The organism is Actinomycetospora lutea (genome assembly GCF_028737205.1).
In the GTDB taxonomy this organism is placed as follows: Bacteria; Actinomycetota; Actinomycetes; order Mycobacteriales; family Pseudonocardiaceae; genus Actinomycetospora; species Actinomycetospora lutea.
In genome coordinates this window covers 284774-308257 of record NZ_JAQZAL010000002.1, presented here as the reverse complement: position 1 = coordinate 308257, position 23484 = coordinate 284774, and the positions used below count along the sequence as shown (strand labels likewise).

The following is a 23484-nucleotide window of genomic DNA, read 5'->3' as shown; positions in this document are numbered from 1 at the left end:
GCCCGACGGTCGGCAGCACGGCGGACGCCGGGTCATCCGGATGTCGGCGACGACCGGGCGGTCCGTGGCGGGGTCGGGGTCCTCGGGATCCTCGGGGTCGTCCGTGTCGCGGGACCGGTACGTCGCGCACCCCGACGCCGAGACCGACCGGCACTACGCGGCCGCGTGGCGCGTCCCGGCGGCCGAGGCGCCGGACCCTGCCCCGCCGTCGACGCCGCGGGAGGACACCCCGGAGGCGGACCCCGGGTGGCTGCTCGGGGACGACGAGCCGAGCCGCGGCGGCGACGCCGTCACCGAGGCCCTGCCGCAGGGCCGGCCGCCGCGCCGCCGCCGCTGGCTGTGGCCCGGGGTGGCCGCGGTGCTCGTGCTCGCGCTGGTCGGCGGGGTGTTCTTCGCCCGCGACCTGTGGCCGGTCCTCTTCCCGCCCGACTACGACGGCCCCGGCACGGGCCGGGTCGTCGTCGAGGTCGCCGACGGCTCGTCGACCCGCGCGATCGGCGAGGAGCTCGTGGCCGCCGACGTCGTCGCCTCGGCCCGGGCGTTCGGCGACGCCGCGGAGGAGAACCCGAACGGGCGCGCCATCCAGCCCGGCTTCTACGAGCTGCGCCGCCAGATGTCCTCGGCGGGCGCGGTCGCGGCCCTGCTCGACCCGGCCACCCGCGTCGGTCGCCTGGACATCCGCAGCGGCACCCAGCTCGACGACACCGTCGGCGTGGGCACCGAGGTCGTGCCGGGCGTCCTGTCGCAGATCGCGCGGGCCACCTGCACGGTCGACGAGTCGGGCGCGGAGCGCTGCGCGACGGTCGACGAGCTGCGCGCGGCGATGGCCGGCACCGACCCCGCCGAGCTCGGGGTGCCCTCGTGGGCGCAGGAGGGCGTCAGGCGCGCCGAGCCGAACCGCCGCCTCGAGGGCCTGCTGGCCCCCGGGCCGTACGACATCGCGCCGGGCACCGGCGCCCGCGAGGCCCTCGAGGCCGTCGTCCGGGCCTCGGCGCCGCGCCTCGAGGCCGGCGGGCTCGTCGAGGAGGCCCGCGCCGCCGGCCTGCAGCCCTACGACGCGCTCATCGTCGGTTCCCTGGCCGAGCGCGAGGGCGTGCCGGCCGACTTCGGCAAGGTCACGCGGGTGATCGTCAACCGGCTCGCGGTGCCCATGCGCCTGCAGTTCGACTCGACGGTCAACTACCCCCTCGACCGCCAGACGCTGCTGACCAGCCCGTACGACCGGGCGCGCCCCGGCCCGTACAACACCTACCTCAACCTCGGGCTGACCCCGACCCCCATCGGCGCGGTCAGCCCGGACGCGCTGCGGGCCGCGCTCGACCCGGAGCCGGGGCCGTGGGTGTACTTCGTGAAGTGCCAAGCGGACGGCATCTCGTGCTTCGCGGTGACGCCCGCCGAGCACGACGCCAACCGGCGGCTGGCGCAGGAGCGCGGGGTCTACTGAGGCCGTGTCGACGGGTCGAGCTCCCCTCCCGGCGTGCTCCGGTGCACGCCGCGTCCCCCGTCGCGCCGCCGTCCTGGGCTCGCCGGTCGCGCACTCGCGCTCGCCGGTGCTGCACCGCGCCGCCTACGCCGCGCTCGGGCTCGACGGGTGGACCTACGAGGCCGTCGAGTGCACCGCCGAGGAGCTGCCGTCCTTCGTGCGCGGCCTCGACGGGTCCTGGGCGGGGCTGTCGGTGACGATGCCGGGCAAGCGGGCCGCACTGGAGACGGCGTCCTCGGCCTCGTGGCGCGCGCGGCGCGTGGGGGCGGCCAACACGCTGGTGCCGCGCGAGGGCGGGTGGGTCGCGGACTGCACCGACGTGGACGGCGTCGCGGGGGCGCTGCGCGCGGCGGGGGTGCGGGACGTTCCGCCGACCGTGTCCGCCGCCGACGCGGTGGTCCTGGGCAGCGGGGCGACGGCGTGCGCGGCCCTCGGCGGGCTCGACGACATCGGCTGCGAGGGGGTGACGCTCGTGGTGCGCGACGCGCAGCGGGCGGCCGGCACCCTCGCCGTCGCCCGGGACTTCGGGCTCGCGCGACGCGCGGTGACCTGGGCCGACCTCGCCCCGCGCGACCTGGCGGACGCCAGGGCACTGGTGAACACGACGCCGGCGGGGTCGATCGACGCCGAGCTGGCGGACCGCCTCGTGGCGGACCTGCCCTCGTTCGCGGTCGTGCTGGACGCGGTCTACCACCCGTGGCCGACGCCGCTGGCCGCCGCGGCCGCGACCCGGGGGCTCACCGTGGCGACGGGCCTCGACATGCTCCTGCACCAGGCGTTCGGGCAGGTCGAACAGTTCACCGGCCTCCCGGCCCCGCGCGAGGCGATGCACCGCGCCCTCGCGGCCACCACCGACACCCCGCTCCTGCCCTTGCCCGTGCCCCTGCTGTGAGGTCGCCGAGGTTCGAGCGATGCGGCATCGCTGGCGTGTGACGCCAGGATCGCCACATCCTCGCCGGCGCGACACGCCGGGGCGGGCATGGTGCGGGGTGCTGTCAGCGTGGCGGCCACGGCGGCGTTCAACGCCAAGAAATCCGCCGGCCCGATCCGGCCGTCGCGGCGTCCTGGCCCGTTCGCCGTCCCCATCGACCGGATGCGTCCACAGGCTCACGAGGACGTGCGTGACGGATCGCTGCTGGTCGGGCCACCCTCGAGCACGTGGTCAGGGACGTGGTGCTCGCCGCGACGGCGGGCGGGGGAGCGGGCGCGCTCGCCGGGTGCGCGATCCGCGCGTGGCTGGCGCGCCTGCGGCGTGGCGCGCTGGTGTCCGCGTCGTGGTGCGCGGGATCGTCGGCGGCGCTCTGGGCGCTCGCCGCGGCGCTCGTCGCGGGGGCGGCGGTGCCGGTGAGCTGGCTGCCCGCGCTGCTCGTGCTCGGCGCGCTCGTGGTCGCCGGGAGCGCGGTGGACCTCGCGACGGGCCGGCTCCCGAACGCGCTCACCGGGCCGGCGGCGCTGGCCTCGCTCGCCGGCCTGCTCCCGCTCGGGGCGCCCGCGGTCGCCACGGGAGTGGTGGGCGCGCTCGTGATCGGCGGGTCCTTCGCGGCGGTGCACCTCGCCGTCCCCACGGCGCTCGGCGCCGGCGACGTCAAGCTGGCTCCCGCGCTCGGTGCGCCCCTGGCCGCCGCCTCCTGGACCGCACCGGTGCTCGCCGTCCTCCTGGCGGCGCTCGGCGTGCTCGCCCTCGCCCTCCGCCGGCGCGCACGCCGTGTCCCGTTCGGGCCTCCGCTGCTGGTCGCGGCGTGGGTGATCCTCACCGTGTCCCTGACGGGCGGGTGAGGGGAGGTGACGTGGAACGATGGACGCGTGTTGCGGTGGCTGACGGCGGGAGAGTCGCACGGGGCGGCGCTCACGGCCGTGCTCGAGGGCATGGTCGCAGGCGTGTCGGTGAGCTCGAAGGAGGTGTCGGCCGAGCTGGCGCGGCGTCGCCTCGGGTACGGGCGTGGTGCCCGGATGGCCTTCGAGGCCGACGAGATCGAGCTCTCCGGCGGTCTGCGCCACGGCGTGACGCTCGGCAGCCCGATCGCCATCCGGATCGCGAACTCCGAGTGGCCGAAGTGGGAGACGGTCATGTCGGCCGATCCCGTCGACCCCGCCCTCATCGAGGGCCGGGCGCGCAACGCGCCGCTCACGCGTCCCCGCCCCGGCCACGCCGACCTCGCGGGCATGACGAAGTACGACTTCGACGAGGCCCGCCCGGTGCTCGAGCGGGCCAGCGCGCGCGAGACGGCCGCCAAGGTGGCGCTCGGCGCCGTCGCCAAGGCGTTCCTCGCGCAGGCCCTGGGGGTCGAGGTGCTCTCCCACGTGGTCAGCCTCGGCACCGCCGAGGCCACACCCGGCGCGATCCCGATGCCCGGCGACGGCGAGCGCATCGACGCGAGCCCGGTGCGCGCGGTCGACGACGCCTCGACGCAGGCGATGGTGGCCGAGGTCGACGCCGCCAAGGAGGACGGCGACACCCTCGGCGGCGTGGTCGAGGTCGTCGCCCACGGTCTCCCGGTGGGGCTCGGGTCCTACGTGCAGGCCGACCGGCGCCTCGACGCCCGCCTGGCCGGCGCGCTGATGGGCATCCAGGCGATGAAGGGCGTCGAGATCGGCGACGGGTTCACCACGGCCCGGCGTCGCGGGTCTGCCGCCCACGACGAGATGCACGTCGCCGAGCCCGGCATCAGCCGCGCCTCCAACCGTGCCGGCGGCATCGAGGGCGGCATGACCAACGGCGAGCCGCTGCGGGCCCGCGTGGCCATGAAGCCGATCTCGACGGTGCCCCGCGCGCTCGCGACCGTCGACACCGCGACCGGCGAGGCCGCCGTCGCCCACCACCAGCGCTCCGACGTCTGCGCCGTGCCCGCGGCCGGGGTCGTCGCCGAGGCGCTGGTCGCACTGGTGCTCGCCGACGCGGCGCTCGAGAAGTTCGGCGGCGACTCGCTGCGCGAGACCGCCCGCAACCTCGAGGCCTACCGCGGCGCGATCGACCCGCACCTGCTGCGGAGCGAGCCGTGAGCCCCGTCGTGGTCCTCATCGGTCCGCCGGGGGCGGGCAAGTCGACGGTCGGCGAGCTGCTCGCGCAGCGCCTCGGCGTGCCCTTCACCGACAGCGACACGATCGTCGAGGCCGCCCAGGGCCGGGCGATCAGCGACATCTTCCTGTCCGACGGCGAGGCCGCCTTCCGCGTCATGGAGCGCGAGGCGGTGGCGAGCGCGCTCGCCGAGCACGACGGCGTCCTCGCCCTCGGTGGCGGAGCCCCGATGACCGAGGGCGTGCGCGCCGACCTCGAGGGCCACCCGGTCGTCTTCCTCGCGGTCGGGCTCGCCGCCGGCGTCCGGCGGGTCGGCCTGTCCACGGCCCGTCCGCTGCTCGCCGGCGTCAACCCGCGCGCAACGTTCTCGGCGCTGCTCCAGGAACGCCTGCCCGTGTACCGGGCGGTCGCCCGCCACGAGATCAGCACCGATCACCTCGAGCCCGAGGCCGTCGTCGACGCGGTGCTCGCCGCGCTCTCCCCGGAGGCCGACCGTGCCGGCCGGTAGCCCCGTCACCGAGCAGCGGCTGCACGTCGCGAGCGCGTCGCCCTACGACGTGGTCGTCGGCCGCGGGGTCACCGGCGCGGTCGCGGAGACCCTCGCCGGCACGGCCACGGTCGTCGTCTGCCACCAGCCCGCCGTCGCCGGCGTCGCGACGGCGATCCGCGACGAGCTCGACGCCGCCGGCACCCGCACCCACCTGCTCGTCCTGCCCGAGAGCGAGGACGGCAAGGACCTCGCCACCGCGGGCGCGTGCTGGGAGGAGCTCGGGCGGCTCGGCGTCACCCGCTCCGACGCCCTCGTGGCGGTCGGCGGGGGAGCGGCCACCGACCTCGTCGGCTTCGTCGCCGCGGCCTGGATGCGCGGGGTCCGGGTGGTGCACGTGCCGACCACGCTGCTCGCGATGGTCGACGCCGCGGTCGGCGGCAAGACCGGGATCAACACCGGCGCGGGCAAGAACCTCGTCGGCGCGTTCCACGAGCCCGCCGCGGTGGTCGCCGACCTCGACACCCTGGCCACCGTCAGCCGCCCCGAGCTCGCCGCCGGCATGGCCGAGGTGATCAAGACCGGCTTCATCGCCGACCCGACGATCCTCGACCTCGTCGAGGCCGACCCCGACGCGGCCCTCGACCCGGCGAGCGACGCCCTGGGCGAGCTGGTGCTGCGGTCGGTGCGGGTCAAGGCCGACGTGGTGGCCGCGGACCTGCGCGAGTCCCACCTGCGCGAGATCCTCAACTACGGCCACACGTTGGGCCACGCCGTCGAGCGCCGCGAGGACTACCGCTGGCGCCACGGCGAGGCGGTGTCGGTGGGCCTGGTGTTCGCCGCCGAGCTCGCCCGCCGCGCCGGGCGCCTCGACGACCCGACGGCCGACCGCCACGCGGCGACCCTGCGCTCCGTCGGGCTCCCGACGACCTACCCCGCCGACGCGTTCGACGACCTCGTCGCCACGATGCGCCTGGACAAGAAGTCGCGGGGCGCCCTGCTGCGCTTCGTCGTGCTCGACGGCCTCGCCGTCCCGGGCCGTCTGGAAGGCCCGGACCCCGCGGACCTCGCCGCGGCCTACGCCGCGCTCGCGAGCTGACCCTGCGAGCGAAGATCAGGAGTGCGCTGAGCACCTCCGACCGACCCGCGAGGCGATCTCCGCGCTCCTGATCTCCCGGGGCCGAGACCCCCGGCACGCGCACAGGAGCCGCGCGAGGTCGACACCCCGAGGTCGGCGCCCCGAGGTCGGCACCCCGAGGTCGGCACCCCGAGGTCGGCGCCCCGAGGTCGGCGCCCCGAGGTCAGCGTCCGTGCCCCGCGGAACGAACGGCGCCCTCGCTGCTTCCGGAGCAGCGAAAGTGCCGGTCGTTCGTCCCGCCCACGCGCGCCCGACGCCCGGAGCCCGTGCGACAGGAGCAGACAGCGCGCCGGAGTCAGCCCTTCGGGCGGCGCAGCCCGAACTTGCGCCGCGGCCCGCGCTCCGGCTCCTGGTCACCGGGTGCCGCGACATCGGGCTCACCGAGCGCGTCCGGGTCGACGGCGGGCTGGGATCCGGTCGGGTCGAGCGGTCCGCCGGGGCGCGGGAACGCGGGCAGCACGGCGACGACCGGCGGCTCGAGCGACTCCGGCACGTCGCCGGCCGGCTCGGGCGAGGTGTCCGTCCCGAACGGCGAGGACACCGGCTCCGGAGGCGGCGCCGCCGGCCGCACGGTCGACGCCCGGCGATGGCCCGCCAGCCGCGACGCCTCGGGCATCCTCTCGCGCTCCGCGACCTCCGGCCCGCCCCCGGGCACCGTCTCGGGCACGCGCTCCGGCGAGCGGCGCCGCGGCGTGCGGACGCCTGCCACCGCCGGCTCCGCGGCCGGGACGACGCGCGCCGGCACCACCACGCCCACCCGGGCGGCGGCGCGCGCCGCGGACGGGGCGCGCTCCTCGGCGACCTCGCGGGCCACCTCGTCGTCGTCGGCGTCGAGCATCGGGTCGCCGGCGCCCTCGCCGTGGCGGCGCATCGACAGCCAGCCGAGGCGGTTGCCGACGAACACCGACGCGAGGACGAGCAGCGCGGTGAACGAGGCGCGGCCGAAGAGGGCCGCCTGGAGGTCGGCGACGCCGGTGCCGTCGACGAGCAGGGCCAGCAGGATCCAGCTCAGCAGCCCGGCGGCGGGGGCCGTGACCAGGGCTGCGAGGAACCAGGTCCACTCCGGCGGCCGCCGGTCGAGGACGATCTCCGCGCCCACCCAGCCGATCACCACCGCGACCACGACGAGCAGGAGCACGATGCTCCAGAGCCCCATGAGGTCGGGCGACCAGGACCGCAGGGCCACGAACAACGCCTGGGCGACGCCGTAGACCGCGGTGAGGACGAGGGCACGCAGGACCCACGGACGCGGAGCGAAGCGGAGCCGGACCGAGGTGTCGTGGAGGGGAGCACGCCGATAGGCCACCCCGACACCGTACGACCCCCCGTCTCCTACGCTCACGGGTGTGGAGCCCACCCGCCCGGAGCGCGCGCCCGGCGGGCACGCGCGGCGCCGCGACGCGCTGCGTGACCTGCTGCGCGAGGCCGGACTGGACGCGCTGCTCGTCACCGATCTGGTCAACGTCCGGTACCTCACCGGCTTCACCGGCTCCAACACCGCGCTGCTCGTCGACGCCCGCGACGACGCGGACCGGGGCGAGGACCGCACCGTGCTCGCCACCGATGCCCGCTACACCACGCAGGCTGCGACCCAGACGCCCGATCTCCCGGTGCTCGTCGAGCGGGCCTGCGCCCCGGCGCTCCTGGACGGCCGCGCGGGCGCGGTCGGCTTCGACAGCGCGCACGTCACCGTCGACGGCCACACCGACCTCGTCACCGCCCTGCCGCACGGGGAGCTGCGGCGGGCCCCCGGCCTCGTCGAGACCCTGCGCGCGGTCAAGGACGCCGGCGAGATCGACGCGCTGCGCCAGGCGTGCGCCGTCGCGGACCTCGCGCTGACCGGGCTCCTCACCGCGGACGGGCTGCGCGCCGGCCGCACCGAGCGCGAGGTCGCGCGCGAGCTCGAGGAGCGCATGCGCGAGGCCGGCGCCGAGGCCCCGTCGTTCGACACCATCGTCGCGGCCGGCGCCCACGCGGCGATCCCGCACCACCACCCGACCGACGCGCCGCTGGCCGACGGCGACCTGCTGACCATGGACTTCGGTGCGCTCGTCGACGGCTACCACTCGGACATGACGCGCACCCTGGTCGTCGGCACGCCGGCCGACTGGCAGCGCGACCTGCACGCCCTCGTCGCGGAGGCGGCCGCGGCGGGCCGGGCGGCGCTGGCACCGGGCACCGCGACGCGCGACGTCGACGCCGCCGCGCGTGACGTCATCACCGCCGCGGGTTTCGGCGAGCAGTTCGTGCACGGCCTCGGGCACGGGGTCGGCCTCGTCATCCACGAGGCTCCGGCGGTCTCCGCGACGGCGACCGCTACCCTGGAGGCGGGCATGACGGTCACCGTCGAGCCGGGGGTCTACCTGGCCGGGCGGGGCGGGGTCCGGATCGAGGACACGCTCGTCGTCACCGACGGCGGGGCCGTGCCCCTCACGCAGAGCCCCCGGGACCTCGTTCCCGAGTCCCGAGACGAGAAGTAGGAGAGAGCGCTCCCGTGGCGACGACGAACGACCTGAAGAACGGCCTCGTGCTGCGGATCGACGGCAACCTCTGGACCGTCACCGAGTTCCAGCACGTCAAGCCCGGCAAGGGCGGCGCCTTCGTCCGCACGACGCTGAAGAACGTCATGACCGGCAAGGTCGTCGACAAGACCTTCAACGCGGGCACCAAGGTCGAGACCGCGAACGTCGACCGCCGCGACATGACCTACCTCTACCGCGACGGCGACGACTTCATCTTCATGGACGCCGCCGACTACGAGCAGGTGCCGGTGCCGGCGGCCACGGTGGGCGACCAGTCGCGGTTCCTCCTGGAGAACCAGGAGGTCCAGGTCTCCTTCAACGACGGCGCGCCGCTCTACATCGAGCTGCCGGCCTCGGTCGAGCTGGAGATCACCCACACCGACCCGGGCGTCCAGGGCGACCGGTCCACCGGCGGCACCAAGCCCGCGACGGTGTCGACGGGTGCGGAGATCCAGGTCCCGCTGTTCCTCGAGACCGGCACCAAGGTCAAGGTCGACACCCGGGACGGGCGCTACCTGGGTCGCGTGAGCGGCTGACGTGAGCGGCCCTGCCTCACCCGCGACCCCGCGCAAGGGGTCACGCTCCAAGGCCCGCAAGCGGGCCCTCGACATCCTCTTCGAGTCCGAGGCCCGCGCCGAGGACGCGCAGGAGGTGCTCGCCCGGCGCATCGCCGGCGCGGACGCCCCGCCGGTGTCGGACTTCGCGGCCTTGCTCGTCGAGGGCGTCGTCTCCCACCGCGAGGAGATCGACGAGATCATCTCGTCCTACGCGCGCGGCTGGACGATGGAGCGGATGCCGGCGGTCGACCGGACGATCCTGCGGATCGGCGTGTTCGAGATCCGCTACTCCGACGACGTGCCGGACCCGGTGGCCATCGACGAGGCGATCGACCTGGCGCGCGAGCTGTCGACCGACGACTCGCCGCGGTTCGTCAACGGGGTGCTGGCCGGCGTGTCCTCGGGGCGCCCGGGCACGGTCGCGCCGCCGAGCCCCGACCGCGTCGACCTCCCGGCCGGTGTGGAGCTCGCGCCGGGGCAGGACGAGCCGAGCGGCGGCTGAGGCGGCGCCCGAACGCGGAGTCCGTGCGCCGAGATGCAGCGAGCAGCCGTCCGGACCCGGTCCCGGGTCCCTACTCGTCCATCGCCCGGGCGACGCGCGCCTCGGGCGGGAGGACACCCCAGTCGACGAGCTGGTCGGACAGCTCGCCCGGGCTCATGTCGTAGATGATCGCGAGCGAGCGCAGGTCCTCGTTGCGGATCGAGAGGACCTTGCCGTTGTAGTCGCCGCGCTGGCTCTGGATGGCGGCGGCGTAGCGGGCCAGCGGGCCCGCCTTCTCGGCGGGCAGCTGCTGCAGCCGCTCGAGGTTGATCACGATCTTGGCGGCGGGCTCCGAGCCGGAGGGCACGCGGCCCTCGGGGAGCAGCTCGGCCACGGGGACGCCGTAGAAGTCGGCGAGCTCGGCGAGCTTCTGCACCGTCACGGCGCGGTCGCCGCGCTCGTACGACCCCACGACGACGGCCTTCCACCGCCCGCCCGACTTCTGCTCGACCCCGTGCAGTGACAGACCCTGCTGCTGGCGGATGCCCCGGAGCTTCGACCCCAGCGCCTTCGCATAGTCACCCATCTGGCGGACACCCGTCCTCTCGCGTCGCCCGGCTCGCCCCGCCCGTGCACTCAGCGAAGTCGATACGGAGAGTGATGATGCGCCCAGTGACGTCGCATGGTCAAGCCGGGATCCGTACGGATCGTCGCCGGTGTGGCCCGTCGCACTCCGTCCGGACACGGACCACTGCGCGTAGTGCCGTGCCCGGAGCAGCGCGATGACGACCGTCACCCGGGCGCCGCCGGACCGGCGTGTCGTCGCTGATAGTGTCGGCGCGAGTCCTGACCGACATCCTTTAAGAGCCGTCCGGCGAGGCGGAGAAGGAGGGTCTCCCCGTGCCGTCGAGGCGCCGGGGCGAACCCGGGTCGGGTGGCGCGAGTGCCGAGGGTGAGCGCGAGCTCCTCTCGGCGGCCGACCTCGCGCGCACCGTGGCCCGCGTCGCCCACGAGATCATCGAACGCACGACCCCGGACGGCGGTTCCGCCCCGGTGGTCCTCCTCGGGCTCCCGACCCGGGGCACCTATCTGGCGCGGCGGCTCGCCGAGCGCATCACCGAGATCACCGGGGCGGTCGTGCCCACCGGAACGCTCGACCCCACGCTCTACCGCGACGACCTCCGCCTGCGCCCGACACGCGCGCTCGCGGAGACGGAGCTGCCGCCCGGCGGCATCGACGACGCGGTCGTGGTGCTGGTCGACGACGTCCTGTTCTCCGGGCGCACCGTGCGGGCCGCCCTCGACGCCCTGCGCGACCACGGCCGGCCGCGGGCGGTGCAGCTGGCGGTCCTCATCGACCGCGGGCACCGCGAGCTGCCCATCCGCGCGGACTACGTCGGCAAGAACGTGCCGACCAACCGCTCCGAGGACGTCGCCGTGCGCATGACCGAGGTCGACGGCGAGGACGGGGTGAGCCTGCGATGACCGGCGCGACGGACACCGGCATCGGCCTGCGCCACCTGCTCTCCACCGAGGGGCTGCGCCGCGAGCAGGCCGAGGCGCTGCTCGACACCGCCGCCGGTATGGAGCAGGCGCTGACGGGACGGGCGGTGCGCAAGCTGCCCACGCTGCGCGGGCGCACCGTGGTGACCCTGTTCTACGAGAACTCCACCCGCACCCGGGTGTCGTTCGAGGTCGCCGGCAAGTGGATGAGCGCCGACACGATCAACGTCAGCGCCTCGGCCAGCTCGGTCAGCAAGGGCGAGTCCCTGCGCGACACCGCGGCGACGCTGGGCGCCGCCGGCGCCGACTGCCTGATCGTGCGCCATCCCGCGTCGGGCGCGCCGCACCGCATCGCCGCCTGGCTCGACCGCGTCGGGCACTCCCACCTGGGACGGGAGGGGCACGTCGCGGTGGTCAACGCCGGCGACGGCACCCACGAGCACCCCACCCAGGCCCTGCTCGACGCGGCGACCCTGCGGGCGCGGCTCGGGCAGGTCGAGGGCACGCACGTCACGATCGTCGGCGACATCCTGCACAGCCGCGTCGCGCGCTCCAACGCGCACCTGCTGGCCACGCTCGGCGCGCGGGTGACGCTGGTGGCGCCGCCGACGCTGCTGCCGGTCGGGGTCGGCGACTGGCCGGTGACCGTGTCCCACGACCTGGACGCGACCCTGGCGACCGGGCCGGACGCGGTGATGATGCTGCGGGTGCAGGCCGAGCGCATGCACGGCGGCTTCTTCCCCTCGGCGCGCGAGTACGCGATCCGCTTCGGGCTCTCCCAGGACCGTGCCGACCGCCTGCCCGACCACGCGGTGGTCCTGCACCCGGGCCCCGCGGTGCGCGGCATGGAGATCGCGAGCTCGGTCGCCGACTCGAGCCGCGCCGCCATCGCCGAGCAGGTCACCGCCGGGGTCCACGTGCGGATGGCCGTGCTCTACCACCTGCTCGCCGGGGAGGACGTGGCATGACCACCACCCGGGAGACGAAGCGGAGCGAGAGCTGGACCATGAAGACGATCAGGATCCGTCATGTCCGGCCCTACGGCGAGGACCCGACCGACCTCCATGTCCGCGACGGGGTGCTGGTCGATCCCGTGAGCGACCCCGACGAGACGATCGACGCCGACGGGCTGATCGCGCTCCCGGGCCTCGTCGACCTCCACACCCACCTGCGCGAGCCGGGCGGCGAGGAGGCCGAGACCGTCGGGACGGGGTCGGCCGCGGCCGCGCTCGGCGGCTACACCGCCGTGTTCGCGATGCCCAACACCGACCCGGTGGCCGACTCCCCGGTGGTCGTCGAGCACGTGTGGCGGCGCGGGCGCGAGGTCGGGCTGGTCGACGTCCACCCGGTCGGCGCGGTCACGGTCGGGCTCGAGGGCGCCAAGCTCGCCGAGATGGGGATGATGGCCGCCTCGCCCGCCGGGGTGCGGATGTTCTCCGACGACGGCCGCTGCGTGAACGACCCCCTGATCATGCGCCGGGCGCTCGAGTACGCCCGCGCCCTCGGCGCCGTCGTCGCGCAGCACGCCGAGGACCACCGCCTCACCGTCGGCGCGCAGGCCCACGAGGGCCCGGTCGCGGCACGGCTGGGGCTCGCGGGCTGGGACCCCACGGCCGAGGAATCGATCATCGCCCGGGACGTGATGCTCGCCGCAGCGGCGGGGGCGCGCCTGCACGTGTGCCACCTGTCGACGGCCCGCTCGACGGAGATCCTGCGCTGGGGCCGCGAGACGCTGGACGCCGCGAACGGGTTCAGCGTGTCCGCGGAGGTCACGCCGCACCATCTCCTGCTCACGGACACGGCGGCCGAGGACTACGACCCGGTGCACAAGGTCAACCCGCCGCTGCGACCGGCGGCGGACACCGAGGCGCTGCGCCGCGCGCTGGCCGACGGGACGCTCGACTGCGTCGCCACCGACCACGCGCCGCACGCCGTGGAGGCCAAGGACTGCGAGTGGTCGGCCGCGCGGCCCGGCATGCTGGGTCTGCAGACCGCGCTGCCGGTGGTGGTGACGACGATGGTCGCCACGGGCCTGCTCGACTGGCGCGGCGTGGCGCGGGTGTGCAGCGAGGCCCCCGCGCGGATCGCCGGGCTGACCGACCAGGGACGCCCGCTGGTGGCGGGCGAGCCGGCGACGCTGACGCTCGTCGACCCGGACGCGGAGTGGACCGTGCGGGGCGCGGCGCTGGCGAGCCGGGCGGACAACACCCCGTACGAGGGGATGGAGATGCCGGTCTCCGTGGTGCACACCATGCTCCGGGGCCGGTGGACGGTGCGGGACGGAAAGGTAGTGGGCAATGAGCGATGACGCGGTCCTCGTGCTCGAGGACGGCAGCGTGCACCGCGGCGAGGCCTTCGGGGCCCGCGGGCGAACGCTGGGCGAGGCGGTCTTCGCCACCGGCATGACCGGCTACCAGGAGACCCTGACCGACCCCAGCTACCACCGCCAGATCGTCGTGGCCACGGCGCCGCACATCGGCAACACCGGCTGGAACGACGAGGACGACGAGTCGCGCCGCATCCAGGTCGCCGGCTACGTCGTGCGCGACCCCGCGCGCCGGCCGTCGAACTGGCGCTCGCAGCGCGACCTGACCGACGAGCTCGCGCGTCAGGGCGTGGTCGGTCTCGCCGGCGTCGACACCCGGGCGATCACCCGCCGCCTGCGCGAGGCGGGCTCGATGCGCGCCGGGATCTTCTCCGGCGACGCGCTGAGCGACGCGACCTCGATGCGCGCCACGGTCCTCGACAGCCCGGAGATGACGGGGGCGGACCTCGCCGGCGCGGTGACCACCCCCGAGCCGTACACGGTCCCGGCGATCGGGGAGACGCGCTTCCGCGTGGCCGCCCTCGACCTCGGGATCAAGGCCAACACGCCCCGGATGCTCGCCGAGCGCGGCATCGAGACCCGCGTGCTGCCCTCCACCGCGTCGATCGAGGAGCTCCTCGAGGGTGGGCCGGACGGCGTGTTCCTCTCCAACGGCCCGGGCGACCCGGCGACGGCCTCGCACGCGGTGGCCCTGACCGGCGAGGTGCTGCGTCGCGAGGTGCCGCTGTTCGGCATCTGCTTCGGCAACCAGATCCTCTCCCGCGCCCTCGGGCTCGAGACCTACAAGATGCGCTACGGGCACCGGGGGATCAACATCCCGGTCGTCGACCACACCACCGGCACGGTGGCGATCACCAGCCAGAACCACGGCTTCGCGGTCACGGGAGAGCCCGGCGCGCGCGTCGCCTCGCCCGTCGGCACGGTGCACCTGAGCCACTCCTGCCCGAACGACGGCACCGTCGAGGGCGTCACCTGCGAGGACGTGCCCGCGTTCAGCGTGCAGTACCACCCGGAGGCGGCGGCCGGTCCGCACGACGCCGCGGGCCTCTTCGACCGTTTCGCGGACCTGATGGGAAGCCGCTGATGCCGCGCCGCGAGGACATCCGCCACGTGCTGGTCATCGGCTCCGGGCCGATCGTCATCGGCCAGGCCGCCGAGTTCGACTACTCCGGCACCCAGGCGTGCCGTGTGCTGCGGGAGGAGGGCCTGCGCGTCTCGCTGGTCAACTCCAACCCGGCGACGATCATGACTGACCCCGAGATCGCCGACGCCACCTACGTCGAGCCGATCACGGTCGAGCACGTCACCAAGGTCATCGAGGCCGAGCGCCCGGACGCACTGCTCGCCACCCTCGGCGGCCAGACGGCGCTGAACACCGCGATCGCCCTGCACGACGCCGGTGTGCTCGAGCGCTACGGCGTCGAGCTGATCGGCGCCGACATCGACGCCATCCAGCGCGGCGAGGACCGGCTGAAGTTCAAGGAGATCGTCCGCTCGATCGGCGGCGACGTCCCGCGCAGCGAGGTCTGCCACTCGATGGACGAGGTGCGCGCGACCGTCGCCGAGGTCGGGCTGCCCGTCGTCATCCGGCCCAGCTTCACCATGGGCGGGCTCGGCTCGGGGCTGGCCTACACCCACGAGGAGCTCGAGCGCCTGGCCGGTACGGGCCTGTCCGCGAGCCCGGTGCACGAGGTGCTGATCGAGGAGTCGGTGCTCGGCTGGAAGGAGTTCGAGCTCGAGCTCATGCGCGACGGCAAGGACAACGTCGTCGTCGTGTGCTCGATCGAGAACGTCGACCCGATGGGCGTGCACACCGGGGACTCGGTGACGGTCGCGCCGGCGATGACGCTGACCGACCGCGAGTACCAGGTCATGCGCGACACGGGCATCGCCGTGCTGCGCGAGGTCGGCGTCGAGACCGGCGGCTGCAACATCCAGTTCGCGATCCACCCGACCACCGGGCGCCTCGTCGTCATCGAGATGAACCCGCGCGTGTCGCGGTCGTCGGCGCTGGCGTCCAAGGCCACCGGCTTCCCGATCGCGAAGATCGCCGCCCGGCTCGCCGTCGGCTACACGCTCGACGAGATCACCAACGACATCACCGGCGAGACCCCGGCGAGCTTCGAGCCGACGCTGGACTACGTCGTGGTCAAGGTGCCGCGGTTCGCGTTCGAGAAGTTCCCCGGCGCCGACCCCACCCTGACCACGACGATGAAGTCGGTGGGCGAGGCCATGGCGCTGGGCCGCAGCTTCCCCGAGGCGCTGAACAAGGCGCTGCGCTCGGCGGAGACCACGGCGCTCGGCTTCTGGACCCGCCCCGACCCCGAGGGGGAGACCCTCCAGGAGGCGCTGCACCAGGCCTCGCTGCCGCGGGACGGGCGGCTCTACGCCGTCGAGCGCGCGCTGCGCCTCGGCGCGAGCGTCGAGCAGGTCACCGAGGCCTCGGGCATCGACGGCTGGTTCGTCGAGCAGGTCGAGGGCCTGGTCGCACTGCGCACCGAGCTGGTCGACGCGCCGGTGCTCGACCAGGTGCTGCTGCGCCGGGCCAAGCGCGCCGGGCTCTCCGACGCCCAGATCGCGGCCGTGCGCCCCGAGCTCGCCGGCGAGGCGGGCGTGCGGGCGCTGCGCCACCGCCTCGACGTCCGCCCCGTCTACAAGACCGTCGACACCTGCGCGGCCGAGTTCGCCGCCCGGACGCCGTACCACTACTCGGCCTACGAGTCCGACCCCGCGGCCGAGACCGAGGTGGAGCCACAGACCGCGCGGCCCAAGGTGATCATCCTGGGCTCCGGGCCGAACCGGATCGGGCAGGGCATCGAGTTCGACTACTCCTGCGTGCACGCGGCGTTCAGCCTGCGCGCCGCCGGGTTCGAGACCGTCATGCTCAACTGCAACCCCGAGACGGTCTCGACCGACTACGACACCTCCGACCGCCTGTACTTCGAGCCGCTGACCGAGGAGGACGTGCTCGAGGTCGTGCACGCCGAGCAGGTCTCCGGTCGCGGCGGGCCCGGTCTCGTCGGGGTCGTCGTGCAGCTCGGCGGGCAGACGCCGCTCAAGCTCGCGGCCGGGCTCGAGGCGGCCGGGGTACCGGTGGTCGGCACGCCGCCCGCGGCGATCGACCTCGCCGAGTCCCGCGGCGCGTTCGGCCGGGTGCTCGACGACGCCGGGCTGCCGGCCCCGCCCTACGGCATGGCCACCAGCTTCGACGGCGCCCGCGAGATCGCCGCGTCGGTCGGCTACCCGGTGCTCGTGCGCCCGTCGTACGTCCTCGGCGGGCGCGGCATGGAGATCGTCTACGACGACGCGACGCTGGCCGACTACATCGCCCGCGCCACCGAGGTCACCCCCGACCACCCGGTGCTCGTCGACCGCTTCCTCGACGACGCCATCGAGATCGACGTCGACGCGCTGTGCGACGCCGAGGGCGACGTCTACGTCGGCGGCGTCATGGAGCACATCGAGGAGGCCGGGGTGCACTCCGGCGACTCGTCGTGCGCGCTGCCGCCGATCACGCTCGGGGTCGCCGAGCTCGAGACCGTGCGCGAGTCGACGGTCGCGCTCGCCCGCCGCCTCGGCGTGCGCGGCCTCATGAACGTGCAGTACGCGCTCAAGGACGACGTGCTGTTCGTGCTCGAGGCCAACCCGCGCGCGTCGCGCACCGTCCCGTTCGTCTCCAAGGCCACGGGCGTCCCGCTGGCCGGGGCGGCGTCGCGGGTGATGCTGGGCGCGACGGTCGCCGAGCTGCGCGCCGAGGGCGTCCTGCCCGCGACCGGCGACGGCGCCGAGCTGCCCCGCGAGCACCCCGTCGCGGTGAAGGAGGCGGTGCTGCCGTTCCACCGGTTCCGCCGCCCCGACGGCCGCGGCGTCGACTCCCTGCTCGGCCCGGAGATGAAGTCCACCGGCGAGGTCATGGGCATCGACCACGCCTTCTCGACGGCCTTCGCCAAGGCGCAGGCCGCGGCGTCGGGCCCCCTGCCGGTGAGCGGCAGGGTGTTCGTGTCGGTGGCCAACCGCGACAAGCGCTCGCTGATCTTCCCGGTGAAGCGGCTCGCCGACCTGGGCTTCGCGATCCTGGCGACGGCGGGCACGGCCAGCGTCCTCGAGCGCAACGGCATCCCGTGCGAGGTCGTGCGCAAGCACTTCGAGGGCCCGGACAACATCGTCGACCGGATCGCCGCCGGCGAGGTGTCCCTGGTCGTCAACACCCCGGTCGGGCACGCGGGCCCCCGCGTCGACGGCTACGAGATCCGCGCCGCCTGCCTCGACGTCGGCGTGCCGTGCGTGACGACCGTGCAGGGCGCGGCGGCCGCGGTGCAGGCGGTCGAGGCCGCGATCCGCGGGGAGGTCGCGGTGACGCCCCTGCAGGTGTTCCACGAGCGGCTGGCCAAGGCGCGCGCCCAGCTCGGGGCGAGCGAGCCGGTCGCGCTGGCGGGGTCGTGAGCCGGGCCCCGTTCCGCGCGCGGCTCGCCGACGCCGTCGCCGCGCACGGGCCGCTGTGCGTGGGCATCGACCCGCACCCGGGCCTGCTCCGGGCCTGGGGGCTCGACGCGGACGTCGCGGGGCTGGAGTGGTTCACGCGCCAGGTCGTCGAGGCGATGGCCGGGCACGTCGCCCTGCTCAAGCCGCAGGTGGCGCTGTTCGAGGCGTTCGGGTCCGCGGGGATCGGGGTCCTCGAGCGCGCGCTCGCCGACGCGCGGGAGGCCGGGGTGCTGACCCTCGCCGACGCCAAGCGCGGCGACATCGGCTCCACGATGGCGGCCTACGCGCACGCCTGGCTCGCCGACGACGCCCCGCTGGCCGCCGACGCGGTCACCCTCTCGCCCTACCTCGGCGTGGGGGCCCTGGCGCCGGCCCTCGACCTCGCGGTCGCCACCGGGCGCGGGGTGTTCGTGCTCGCCCGCACGTCCAACCCCGAGGCCGCCGGCGTGCAGTCGGCGCAGGCGTGGGTGGCCGGGTCGGGAGGCGCTCCCCGCGGGATGCGGGAGGTGGCCCAGTCGGTGATCGACGCCCTGGCCGACCACAACGCGGCCCACGCCGGCGGCCCGGGGGAGGGCACGGCGGGCGCCGTGGTCGGGTTGACCCGGGGCACGACGGGCCGCGACCACGGTCTGGACCTGTCCGCGCTCGGCGGTCCGGTGCTCGTGCCGGGGCTCGGCGCGCAGGGCGGCACGCCCGCGGACGTGGCCGCGGTGTTCGGCGCGCCCGGTCCGTCGGGGGCAGGGTCGGGGGCAGGGTCGGGGGCACTGGGCGCTGACGGGGGACCGGTCGTGCCCGTGAGCGCCCGCGAGGTCCTGACCTCCGGCCCCTCCCTCCGAGCGCTGAGAGCTGCGGTCGATGCGCTGAACGGGACGCTGACGGGGTAGCCGGGTGCGGGAGGCGCCGATGATCCGCGAACACGCTCCGGTGGGCGCGACCACCGGGGGTCACGTGCTCGGGCGCTCCCGGTGTGACGGGGCCCCGACCTGCGGACATCCCCGCCCCACGGACTGTCGGTGTCGGGCTCGCGCGGTACGTTCGCACCACTGGTCACCGATCGCCACCACGGGCCGGTCTCCTCGGAGCCGACCCGTCGTCACGACCCCCGGAGGAGAACGTGGCATTACCCGAGCTGACCGAGGAACAGCGGGCCGCGGCGCTCGAGAAGGCCGCCGCCGCTCGCCGTGCCCGGGCCGAGCTCAAGGAGCGCCTCAAGCGGGGAGGCACCAGCCTCTCCGAGGTGCTCGAGCAGGCCGACTCGGACGAGGTGCTCGGCAAGATGAAGGTCTCGGCGTTGCTCGAGGCCATGCCGGGCGTGGGCAAGGTGCGCGCCCAGCAGATCATGGAGCGCCTCGAGATCGCCCCGAGCCGCCGCCTGCGCGGCCTGGGCGAGCGCCAGCGCAAGGCTCTGCTCGACGAGTTCTCCGGCGAGTGAGCCCGTGAGTCCTTCCCCCGCCCGAGGGCCCGGCCGGCTGATGGTGCTGGCCGGTCCCTCGGGAGTCGGGAAGAGCACGGTGGTCGCCGAGCTCCGGCGCATCCACGCACCCCTGTGGTTCAGCGTCTCGGCGACCACCCGGGCCGCCCGGCCCGGGGAGGTCGACGGGCGCGACTACCACTTCGTCTCGGCCGCCGAGTTCAACCGCATGATCGCCGAGGGTGAGCTGCTCGAGTGGGCGGAGATCCACGGCGGGATGCACCGGTCGGGCACTCCGCGCGCCCCGGTGGACGAGCACCTCGCCGCCGGGGAGGCGGTGCTGCTCGAGCTCGACCTCGCCGGCGCGCGGGCCGTCCGCGGCCAGCGCCCGGACGCGCTGTTCGTGTTCCTCGAGCCCCCGTCGTGGGAGGTCCTGGTCGACCGGCTGATCGGCCGGGGCACCGAGGCCACCGAGGTCGTCGACCGCCGGCTGGCCACCGCGCGCGACGAACTGGCCGCGGCCAGCGAGTTCGACGTCACCGTCGTCAACCACGACATCGGGGAGACCGCACGCCGATTGGTAGAGTTGAGCGTCGGTCCCCCCGACGAACACGGCGGTCGGGCGGCCGACCCACCGACCTCATCCATGGCGACGGGCCGTTCTGCGTCCGGCGCGACCTCTGCAGGAGCGAGCGAGTGAGCATTCCCACCGGGCGGACCGGCAGCGTTCTCGAGGGGCCCGAGGGCATCACCAACCCCCCGATCGACGAGCTGCTGGAGACGGTGAGCTCCAAGTACGCGCTGGTCATCTACGCGGCCAAGCGCGCCCGCCAGATCAACGACTACTACGCCCAGCTGGGCGAGGGCCTCCTCGAGTACGTCGGCCCGCTGGTCGAGCCCGGCCCGCGCGAGAAGCCGCTGTCGGTGGCCATGCGCGAGATCCACTCCGGCCTGCTCGAGCACACCGAGGGCGAGTGACGACCGAGCGGGACACGCAGCATTCGAGGGAGCACGCCGATAGGGGAGCTGGACCCGTCGACGCTGCTCCCCGGGAGATCGTCCTCGGGGTCTCGGGCGGCATCGCCGCCTACAAGGCCTGCGAGGTGCTGCGGCGCCTGCGCGAGGCCGGCCACCACGTGCAGGTGGTGGCCACCCGGTCCGCGCTGGAGTTCATCGGCGCGGCCACCTTCGAGGCGCTCTCCGGGCGCCCGGTGCTCACCGGGGTCTTCGAGAACGTGTACGACGTCGAGCACGTCGCCCTGGGGCGGCGCGCCGACCTCGTGCTGCTCGTGCCCGCGACGGCCGACCTGCTGGCGCGGATGGCCCAGGGTCGCGCCGACGACCTGCTCACCTCCACGCTGCTCACCGCGCGCTGCCCGGTGCTCGCCGTGCCCGCGATGCACACCGAGATGTGGGAGCACCCCGCCACGGTCGACAACGTGGCGGCCCTGCGCCGGCGCGGCACGGTCGTGCTCGAGCCCGCGTCGGGGCGCCTGACCGGCGCCGACACCGGCCCCGGGCGCCTGCCCGAGCCGCCCGAGATCGCCGAGTTCGCCCGCCTGCTGCTCGAGTGGGGCGGCACCGGCGGCGCCGAACCGTTCCCGCTGCCCCGCGACCTCGAGGGCCGGCGGGTCGTCGTCTCGGCGGGCGGGACGGCCGAGCCGCTCGACCCGGTACGCACGCTGGGCAACCGCTCGTCGGGGCGCCAGGGCTACGCGCTGGCCCGCGTCGCCGCCCAGCGCGGGGCCGACGTGACGCTCGTCGCGGGCACGATCGCCGACCTCGACCCGCCCGCCGCGGTCGACCTGCGGCGCGTGCAGACCACCCGCGAGATGCGCGACGCCGTGCTCGACGCGTCCAAGGCCGCGGACGTCGTCGTGATGGCCGCCGCGGTGTCGGACTTCCGGCCGAAGGCGCTGTCCGCCGGAAAGATCAAGAAGGGCGAGGAGCCGCCCTCGATCCCGCTCGAGTTCAACCCCGACATCCTGCGCGAACTGGTCATCGAGGACGTCCCGCGCCGGCTGGTCGTGGGCTTCGCCGCGGAGACCGGGGACGAGCACGGCAGCGTGCTCGACTACGGGCGCGCCAAGCTCGAGCGCAAGGGGTGTGACCTTCTCGTCGTCAACGCCGTGGGGGCGGGCAAGGCCTTCGAGATGGAGGACAACGAGGGGTGGCTCCTCGGGGCCGACGGGTCGTCCTCGCGGCTGCCCATGGGATCGAAGGCTGCGCTGGCCGCGCGGGTGTGGGACGCCGTCGCCGAGCGGTTGCGCTGAATCGTTGCGCTGATCGGTGCATTCTCACGATTCGGCGGTGAGCACAACCGCTCTGTGACACGCTTGGCATTCAGCCAGGTCAGCCCCCTCGCGGCACCGCGAGATGCCGTTAGTGTGGACGGGTCCCATTGTCGAGGCAGGGAGTGATTGTGCCCGCTAGGCGTTTGTTCACCAGTGAATCCGTCACCGAGGGCCACCCAGACAAGATCTGTGACGCAGTCAGCGACGGCATCCTGGACGCCCTGCTGGCGCAGGACCCGAAGTCGCGCGTCGCGGTCGAGACGATGGTCACGACGGGGCAGGTGCACGTCGCCGGCGAGGTGACCACCAACGCCCAGGTCAACTACGTGGACGTCGTCCGCAAGACCATCCTGGACATCGGCTACGACTCGTCGGCCAAGGGCTTCGACGGCGAGAGCTGCGGTGTCTCGATCTCGATCGGTGCGCAGTCCAAGGACATCGCGCAGGGCGTCGACGAGGGCTACGAGTCCCGCGTCGAGGGCTCCGAGGACGAGATCGCCAAGCAGGGTGCCGGCGACCAGGGCCTGATGTTCGGCTACGCCGATGCCGACACCCCCGAGCTGATGCCGCTGCCCATCGGGCTGGCGCACCGGCTCGCCCGCAAGCTGACCGCGGTCCGCCGCGACGGCACGCTGCCGTACCTGCGGCCGGACGGGAAGACCCAGGTCACCATCGCCTACGACGGCGACAAGCCCGTCGGCGTCGAGACCGTGGTGCTGTCGACGCAGCACGCCGCCGACATCGACCTGGACAACCTGCTCGCGCCGGACATCCGGTCGAAGGTCATCAACCCGGTGCTCGAGGGGATCGACCTCGACTCGTCGAACACCCGCGTCCTGGTCAACCCGACCGGCCGCTTCGTCACCGGTGGCCCCATGGGCGACGCCGGCCTCACCGGCCGGAAGATCATCGTCGACACCTACGGCGGCTACGCCCGCCACGGCGGCGGCGCCTTCTCGGGCAAGGACCCGTCGAAGGTCGACCGGTCCGCGGCGTACGCGATGCGCTGGGTGGCCAAGAACGTCGTGGCCGCCGGCCTGGCCAAGCGGGTCGAGGTCCAGATCGCCTACGCGATCGGCAAGGCCGAGCCCGTGGGCGTCTTCGTCGAGACCTTCGGCACCGCCCAGGTCGACCCGGCGAAGATCGAGAAGGCGATCCACGAGGTCTTCGACCTGCGCCCCGGCGCGATCGTGCGCGACCTGCAGCTGCTGCGCCCGATCTACCAGCCGACCGCGGCGTACGGCCACTTCGGCCGCGACGACCTCGACCTCCCGTGGGAGCGCACCGACCGCGCCGACGCGCTCAAGTCGATCGCCGGCTGAGGTCCCGCGTACGAGCGATGCGGCATCGCTGGCGATCCAGCACAGCACGCATAGGGCCAGGATCGCCACGTCCTCGCCAGCACGACACGCCGGCCCGGCTGCCCCGTTCGCGGGGCGGCCGGGCCGTGCGCGTTCTCGGGGTCGTGTCAGCGCGCCGGCCACGCCGGCGCTCGGTCACGCGTGCGGTGCCCCGGAGATCAGCAGGTCGCCAGGCACCGCGACGGGCCCTCGGAGGTGCCTTTCCGCCTGCTGATCTCCGGGCGGCGGCGCGCACGCGCGTGGGTGGAGATCAGGAGCACGTCATCGGCCCGCGCATGCGCCCGGAGGTGGATGACGTGCTCCTGATCACTGCGCGGTCGCGGGCGGCCGGCCGGTACCGACCGAAGGGGCCCTTCGCCCGGATCGGGCGGCGGCGAGCGGCCGGGTCCTGGTGATCGCCCACCGGGGCGTCGCGGGGCTCTG

At 74.8% G+C, this 23484-nt stretch carries 22 protein-coding genes; 20 read left to right on the top strand and 2 right to left on the bottom strand.

Translation table 11 applies throughout. The annotated features are described in order from the left end of the window. Positions 1-103: 103 nt before the first annotated feature. The 6 genes from PHK61_RS04080 (at position 104) to aroB (ending at position 6085) form a co-directional block, all read left to right on the top strand. Positions 104-1444 carry an endolytic transglycosylase MltG gene (locus tag PHK61_RS04080; RefSeq protein ID WP_274279671.1) on the top strand — a complete coding sequence of 447 codons (1341 nt, stop codon included), beginning with the start codon at positions 104-106 and terminating at the stop codon, positions 1442-1444. A gap of 4 nt (positions 1445-1448) precedes the next feature. Continuing rightward, complete coding sequence (locus PHK61_RS04075) at positions 1449-2375, top strand: shikimate dehydrogenase (protein WP_274279670.1); 927 nt, start codon at positions 1449-1451, stop codon at positions 2373-2375. A gap of 266 nt (positions 2376-2641) precedes the next feature. Further along, positions 2642-3259, top strand: coding sequence for a prepilin peptidase (locus PHK61_RS04070; RefSeq protein ID WP_274279669.1), 618 nt, complete (start codon positions 2642-2644; stop codon positions 3257-3259). 27 nt (positions 3260-3286) lie between these two features. Then, positions 3287-4483, top strand: coding sequence for a chorismate synthase (aroC, locus tag PHK61_RS04065; protein ID WP_274279668.1), 1197 nt, complete (start codon positions 3287-3289; stop codon positions 4481-4483). Next, entirely contained in the window at positions 4480-5007 is a 528-nt protein-coding gene (locus PHK61_RS04060) for a shikimate kinase (protein WP_274279667.1), read from the top strand. The genes aroC and PHK61_RS04060 overlap by 4 nt, the downstream gene beginning before the upstream one ends. Beyond that, positions 4994-6085, top strand: coding sequence for a 3-dehydroquinate synthase (gene aroB, locus PHK61_RS04055; RefSeq protein WP_274279666.1), 1092 nt, complete (start codon positions 4994-4996; stop codon positions 6083-6085). The genes PHK61_RS04060 and aroB overlap by 14 nt, the downstream gene beginning before the upstream one ends. Positions 6086-6419: 334 nt before the next feature. Here the strand turns inward: aroB and PHK61_RS04050 are convergent, their stop codons facing one another. Beyond that, positions 6420-7430 (bottom strand): hypothetical protein, encoded by a 1011-nt coding sequence (locus PHK61_RS04050; protein ID WP_274279665.1) that lies wholly within the window; start codon positions 7428-7430, stop codon positions 6420-6422. A 40-nt stretch (positions 7431-7470) separates the two neighbouring features. Here PHK61_RS04050 and PHK61_RS04045 point away from each other — a divergent pair, with 40 nt between their 5' ends. The 3 genes from PHK61_RS04045 to nusB are packed head-to-tail and all read left to right on the top strand — an operon-like array spanning position 7471 to position 9705. Beyond that, entirely contained in the window at positions 7471-8604 is a 1134-nt protein-coding gene (locus PHK61_RS04045; protein WP_274279664.1) for a M24 family metallopeptidase, read from the top strand. A gap of 14 nt (positions 8605-8618) precedes the next feature. Next, positions 8619-9182 carry an elongation factor P gene (gene efp, locus PHK61_RS04040; RefSeq protein WP_274279663.1) on the top strand — a complete coding sequence of 188 codons (564 nt, stop codon included), beginning with the start codon at positions 8619-8621 and terminating at the stop codon, positions 9180-9182. Position 9183: 1 nt separating this feature from the next. After that, positions 9184-9705 (top strand): transcription antitermination factor NusB, encoded by a 522-nt coding sequence (nusB, locus tag PHK61_RS04035; protein ID WP_274279662.1) that lies wholly within the window; start codon positions 9184-9186, stop codon positions 9703-9705. Between the two features lie 70 nt (positions 9706-9775). Here the strand turns inward: nusB and bldD are convergent, their stop codons facing one another. Beyond that, positions 9776-10270 (bottom strand): transcriptional regulator BldD, encoded by a 495-nt coding sequence (gene bldD / locus PHK61_RS04030; RefSeq protein ID WP_133830245.1) that lies wholly within the window; start codon positions 10268-10270, stop codon positions 9776-9778. A 314-nt stretch (positions 10271-10584) separates the two neighbouring features. Here bldD and pyrR point away from each other — a divergent pair, with 314 nt between their 5' ends. The 11 genes from pyrR to metK all read left to right on the top strand — a co-directional run bounded on the left by pyrR (position 10585) and on the right by metK (position 23022). Then, complete coding sequence (gene pyrR, locus PHK61_RS04025; protein ID WP_274279661.1) at positions 10585-11169, top strand: bifunctional pyr operon transcriptional regulator/uracil phosphoribosyltransferase PyrR; 585 nt, start codon at positions 10585-10587, stop codon at positions 11167-11169. Positions 11170-11195: 26 nt separating this feature from the next. Next, positions 11196-12155 (top strand): aspartate carbamoyltransferase catalytic subunit, encoded by a 960-nt coding sequence (locus PHK61_RS04020; protein ID WP_274279724.1) that lies wholly within the window; start codon positions 11196-11198, stop codon positions 12153-12155. A 38-nt stretch (positions 12156-12193) separates the two neighbouring features. Beyond that, positions 12194-13495, top strand: coding sequence for a dihydroorotase (locus tag PHK61_RS04015; protein ID WP_274279723.1), 1302 nt, complete (start codon positions 12194-12196; stop codon positions 13493-13495). After that, positions 13485-14597 carry a glutamine-hydrolyzing carbamoyl-phosphate synthase small subunit gene (gene carA / locus PHK61_RS04010; protein WP_274279660.1) on the top strand — a complete coding sequence of 371 codons (1113 nt, stop codon included), beginning with the start codon at positions 13485-13487 and terminating at the stop codon, positions 14595-14597. The genes PHK61_RS04015 and carA overlap by 11 nt, the downstream gene beginning before the upstream one ends. After that, entirely contained in the window at positions 14597-17956 is a 3360-nt protein-coding gene (gene carB, locus PHK61_RS04005) for a carbamoyl-phosphate synthase large subunit (RefSeq protein WP_274279659.1), read from the top strand. The genes carA and carB overlap by 1 nt, the downstream gene beginning before the upstream one ends. Next, complete coding sequence (gene pyrF, locus PHK61_RS04000; protein WP_274279658.1) at positions 17953-18879, top strand: orotidine-5'-phosphate decarboxylase; 927 nt, start codon at positions 17953-17955, stop codon at positions 18877-18879. Before carB ends, pyrF begins: the two co-directional genes overlap by 4 nt. Positions 18880-19109: 230 nt before the next feature. Beyond that, a complete protein-coding gene (gene mihF, locus PHK61_RS03995; protein WP_133830239.1) occupies positions 19110-19427 on the top strand; it encodes an integration host factor, actinobacterial type in 318 nt (105 codons plus the stop codon). Between the two features lie 40 nt (positions 19428-19467). Beyond that, positions 19468-20106, top strand: a complete 639-nt coding sequence (gmk, locus tag PHK61_RS03990) for a guanylate kinase (protein ID WP_274279722.1) — start codon at positions 19468-19470, stop codon at positions 20104-20106. Next, the gene (gene rpoZ, locus PHK61_RS03985; RefSeq protein ID WP_274279657.1) at positions 20103-20384 is read left to right on the top strand and encodes a DNA-directed RNA polymerase subunit omega; all 282 of its coding nucleotides are present in this window, start codon (positions 20103-20105) and stop codon (positions 20382-20384) included. The genes gmk and rpoZ overlap by 4 nt, the downstream gene beginning before the upstream one ends. A gap of 77 nt (positions 20385-20461) precedes the next feature. Further along, complete coding sequence (coaBC, locus tag PHK61_RS03980; RefSeq protein ID WP_274279721.1) at positions 20462-21679, top strand: bifunctional phosphopantothenoylcysteine decarboxylase/phosphopantothenate--cysteine ligase CoaBC; 1218 nt, start codon at positions 20462-20464, stop codon at positions 21677-21679. A gap of 164 nt (positions 21680-21843) precedes the next feature. Next, positions 21844-23022, top strand: coding sequence for a methionine adenosyltransferase (gene metK, locus PHK61_RS03975; protein WP_274279656.1), 1179 nt, complete (start codon positions 21844-21846; stop codon positions 23020-23022). The last annotated feature ends 462 nt before the right edge of the window (positions 23023-23484 follow it).